Source organism: Streptomyces sp. B1866 (assembly GCF_031932565.1).
In the GTDB taxonomy this organism is placed as follows: Bacteria; Actinomycetota; Actinomycetes; order Streptomycetales; family Streptomycetaceae; genus Streptomyces.
In genome coordinates this window covers 1-4065 of the sequence record NZ_JAVSCF010000386.1, presented here as the reverse complement: position 1 = coordinate 4065, position 4065 = coordinate 1, and the positions used below count along the sequence as shown (strand labels likewise).

3 protein-coding genes are annotated in these 4065 nt (G+C 79.3%); all 3 read right to left on the bottom strand.

What is annotated here, in order from left to right; translation table 11 throughout:
* Window positions 1-21: 21 nt before the first annotated feature.
* On the bottom strand, window positions 22-168 hold the full coding sequence (locus RKE29_RS28415) for a hypothetical protein (RefSeq protein WP_312008565.1): 147 nt from the start codon (window positions 166-168) through the stop codon (window positions 22-24).
* 57 nt (window positions 169-225) lie between these two features.
* Entirely contained in the window at window positions 226-1386 is a 1161-nt protein-coding gene (locus tag RKE29_RS28410; protein WP_312008564.1) for a hypothetical protein, read from the bottom strand.
* A partial coding sequence (locus tag RKE29_RS28405) for a DNA polymerase III subunit alpha (RefSeq protein WP_312008563.1) occupies window positions 1383-4065 on the bottom strand: 2683 nt, incomplete at its 5' end. The genes RKE29_RS28405 and RKE29_RS28410, both read right to left, overlap by 4 nt.

Below are 4065 nucleotides of genomic sequence, written 5' to 3'. Positions count from 1 at the left end.
ATGCCGCCCAGCGCCGCCCGCTCAGCGCCGCCCGCGCAGCCGACCCAGCAGCCGGCGGGCCTGGGCGCGCTTGCGCGGGTCGGCGGCGGCCCGCCGCGCCGAGTCGATCGCCCGCTGCCCCTGCGGGCTGCGGGCGAACCGCCGGATCCGTTCGAGCAGTCCGGGCATGGCGCCTCCCTCGGTGAGCGGGACGGGATGACGGGCCCGCCCCTTCGGAGGTGAAACCTACCCGGCGGCGGCCCCCCGATGCCCGTGGGCGTCCCCGCAGGCGTCCCCGGGGGCGGGCGCCGGGGCCGCGGCGGGCTGCCCGGGGCCGGCCAGGGCGGCGGGGCGGGCGGCCGCGGGACCGTAGCGGGCGCGGGCCCGGTCGGCGGTCCGCTCGGCGCGGCGGGCCTTCTCCTCCCCGGGGTCGAGGGAGAGCTGGCGGGGGCCCGTGCCGTCGGGCGCCAGGTCCTGCGCGCACAGCAGGAGCGCGCGGACCCGGGCCCGTTGGAGGGCGAGGGAGGCGTGCAGGCGGTAGGCGGCCGCGGCCAGGTCGCGGGTGTGGGCGGTGGAGCCGGGCAGCGGCCGGGTGCGGGTGGTGGCGGACCGGTCGGCGTACTGGACGGTGAGGGTGAGGACGCGGGCCTCCCGGCGGGCGGCGCGGAGCCGGGCGCCGAGGTCGTCGGCGAGGGCCAGCAGGGCGCGGCGGTGGCGGGCGGGGTCGGTCTCGTCCCGGCCGAAGGCGCACCGGGCGCGGACGTCCGGGGCCGGTGCGCCGGGGGTGACGGGGCGGGGGTCGACGCCGCGGGCCTGGTCGTGGAGGGGTCCGGCGGCCGGGCCGAGGATCCGGCGCAGGGTCGGCGGCGGGACGCGGGCGAGGGCGCCGACGGTGTGCAGGCCGTAGCCGGCGAGGGTGCGGGCGGCGGCCGGGTCGAGGCCGGGGAGGGCCGCGACGGGCTGCCGGTCGAGGAAGGCGGCGGTCTCGGCGGGCCGGCCGGTGAGGGTGCGGACGGTCCCGGGCGGCGTGCGGTGGGCCGCGAGGGCGGCCAGGAGGGGGTTGGGGGCGACGCCGATGGCGCAGTCGACGCCGTACAGGGCCACGGCGCGCAGGCGGACCAGGGCGGCGAGGCCGGCGGCGTCGCGGCGGAAGTAGCGGCACGCGCCGCGGACGTCGGCGAGCGCGGCGTCGGGCGGCAGGGCCTGCACGGCGGGGGTGATGTCGGCCAGCAGCCGCAGCAGGGCCGGGTAGCGGGCTTCGCCGGGGCCGGCGAAGCGGACGTACAGCACGCGGGCGCCGGAGGGGTCGCCGCCTCCGCCGGCGTACGGTCCGCGGTCCGGCTCTGGCTCCGCGTACGGTCCGGAGTCCGGCCCGGCGTACGGTCCGGCGTACGGGCGGGGGCTCATCCGGCGCTCCCGGGGCTGGCGTGCCACAGGCGGCCGGCGGCCGGGGTGCGGCGGCCCGCGGGCTGGAGGTCGGCCCAGGGGTGCATCTGGTAGCCGGTGGGCAGGCGGACGGCGGCGGGCCGGCGCGGCGGGCCGTCCGGGCCGCCGCCGTCCGGGTCGCCGCCGTCCGGGTCGCCGCCGTCCCGATCGCCGATGTCCGGGCCGCCGGCGGGCGCGGGGCCGCCGGCCTCGTCGCGGGCGGGTCCGGCGAGGCGGGCCGCGACGGCCGTCAGGCCGCCGGTGTCGTGCAGGCCGGCCAGTTCGGCCAGGTCCCAGGCGGTGGTGCCGGTGACGCTGACGCTGGCGTGCGGCCGGCCGCGGCGCTGGAGGACGCCGCGGACCAGCAGCAGGCCGCTGTGGAAGACGGTGTGCGCGCACGCCGGGTGGGAGTCCTCGAAGAACGCGAGGTCCACCAGGCCGGTGCCGTCGTCCAGGGTGACGAAGATGATGCGGCGGCCGCTGGCGATGGGCGGGGTCTGGGTGGCGGCGCGGATCCCGGCGACGAGGACGGGCGTGCCGTGCCGGACGGCGGCGAGGCGGTCGGCGGGGGTGACGCCGAGGTCGGCGAGCAGGCCGCGGTGGGAGTCCATCAGGTGGCGGGAGGCGTCGATGCCGAGCACGTCGAGTTCGGCGCCGACGCGCTCGGGCTCGGTCAGGTCGGGCAGGCCGGCGGGTTCGCCCGTGCCGGGGCCCGCGGGGCCGGGGAGCGGGAGCTGGCCGGTGCCGGCGGCGCGGCGGGAGCGGTGGAGTTCGGCGAGGTGCAGCAGCAGGTCCCGGCGGCCCGCGCCGGCGGCCAGCGGGGCGAGGGCGCCGACGGTGGCCAGGCGCTGGGCGGTGGGCAGCGCGGGCCGGGCGCGGTGCCAGAAGTCGGACAGGCCGGTGTACGGCTGCCCGGCCGCGATCCGGGCCGCCTCCTCGGCGGTGATGCCGTGGACCTGGGTGAGCGGGATGCGAACCCCCCATTTTTCGCACTCCAGTTCGATTCTGTAGGCGGTGTCGGAGCGGTTCACGTCCACCGGGAGGATCGGCACGCCGTGGCGGCGGGCGTCGGCCACGATCAGGCGGCGCGGCCACATGCCCGGGTCGTGCTCCAGCACCCCCGCGTACAGGGCCGCCGCCCGGTGCGCCTTCAGCCAGGCGGAGCGCAGGGCGACGGTGGTGAAGGCGGTGGCGTGCGCCCGGCAGAACCCGTACGCGGCGAAGGCCTTCAGCACCTCCCACACCCGGTCCCGTACCTCCTGCGCGTAGCCGCGGGCGGCCGCCGCGCGGTGGAACCAGTCCCGCACCGCGCCCTGCCGGGCCTCGTCGGCCAGGGCGCGGCGGGCCTCCTCGGCCAGCGCCGGGCCGCAGGCGGTCAGCGCGTCGATGATCCCGCCGACCTGCTCGTGCCAGATCACCACGCCGTGCGAGTCGCGCAGGACCGGCTCCAGGTCCCGGTGCGGCAGCCGGGGCGGGCGGCCGTGCCGGGCGGCGATGTACTGGCCGGGCATGTCGCTGCGGACCGGGCCGGGGCGGAAGAGGCTGATGTCGGCGACGATGTCGTGCACGGTGGCCGGCCGCAGCCGGGTCAGCAGGTCGCGCTGGCCGGGCGATTCGAGCTGGAACATGCCGATGGTGTCGCCGCGGCGGATCAGCTCGAACGCGGCCGGGTCGTCCAGGGGCACCTGGGCGGGGTCCTCCAGGTCGATCCGCTCCCCGGTGGCCCGCTGGATCTCGGCGGTGGCGTGCGCCATCGCCGACCACAGCCGGACGCCCAGGACGTCCAGCTTCAGCAGGCCGAACGCCTCGCTGTCGTCCTTGTCCGCCTGCGCCATGGGGAACCCCTCGCCGGCCGTGGGCACCACCGGGAGCCGGTCCCGCAGCCCCAGGTCGGAGATGATCACTCCGCACGGGTGCATCGCCACCCCGTGCACCACGCCGTCCAGCTCCTCCACCAGGTCCCACAGCAGGTCGTGGCGGCCCGCCCGGGCGGCCACCGGGCGCAGCTCGGGCAGCTCGGCGAGCGCGGCGCGCACCTCCGAGGCGCGGATGTGCGGGAACGAGGTCGCCAGCCAGTCGATCTCGCCGGGGTCCATGCTCAGCGCGGCCCCGACCTCGCGGATCGCCCCGCGCGCCCGGTAGGTCTCGGGCATCGCCACCGTCGCCACCCGGTCGGGGCCGAAGCGCTCCAGGACGGCGCGGTAGACCTCCAGGCGGCGGGCGGACTCGGTGTCCACGTCGATGTCGGGCAGGCCGCGCCGCATCGGCGAGAGGAACCTCTCGAACACCAGCCCGTGCTCCAGCGGGTCCACGTCCGAGATGCCCAGCGTGTAGCAGACCATCGAGCCGACCGCCGACCCGCGGGCCGCGACCCGGATGCCCCGCTCCCGCGCGTCGGCGACCACCTGCTCCACGGTGAGGAAGTACACCGGATACCGCAGCCGCTCGATCATGTCCAGCTCCGCGGCCAGGCGTGCCCGGGCCGCGGGCGAGCCGGCCAGGCCGCGCCGGGCGAGGCCGGCCTCGCACCGCTGCCGCAGCACCCGCCCGGCCGCCGCCCGGCCGTCTCCGGCGCCGACCAGGCCGGGCTCGGGGAAGTGCGGCCGGCCCATGCCCAGGCCGGCCACCGGGTCGAGCCGGCACGCCGCGGCGGCCTCCCGC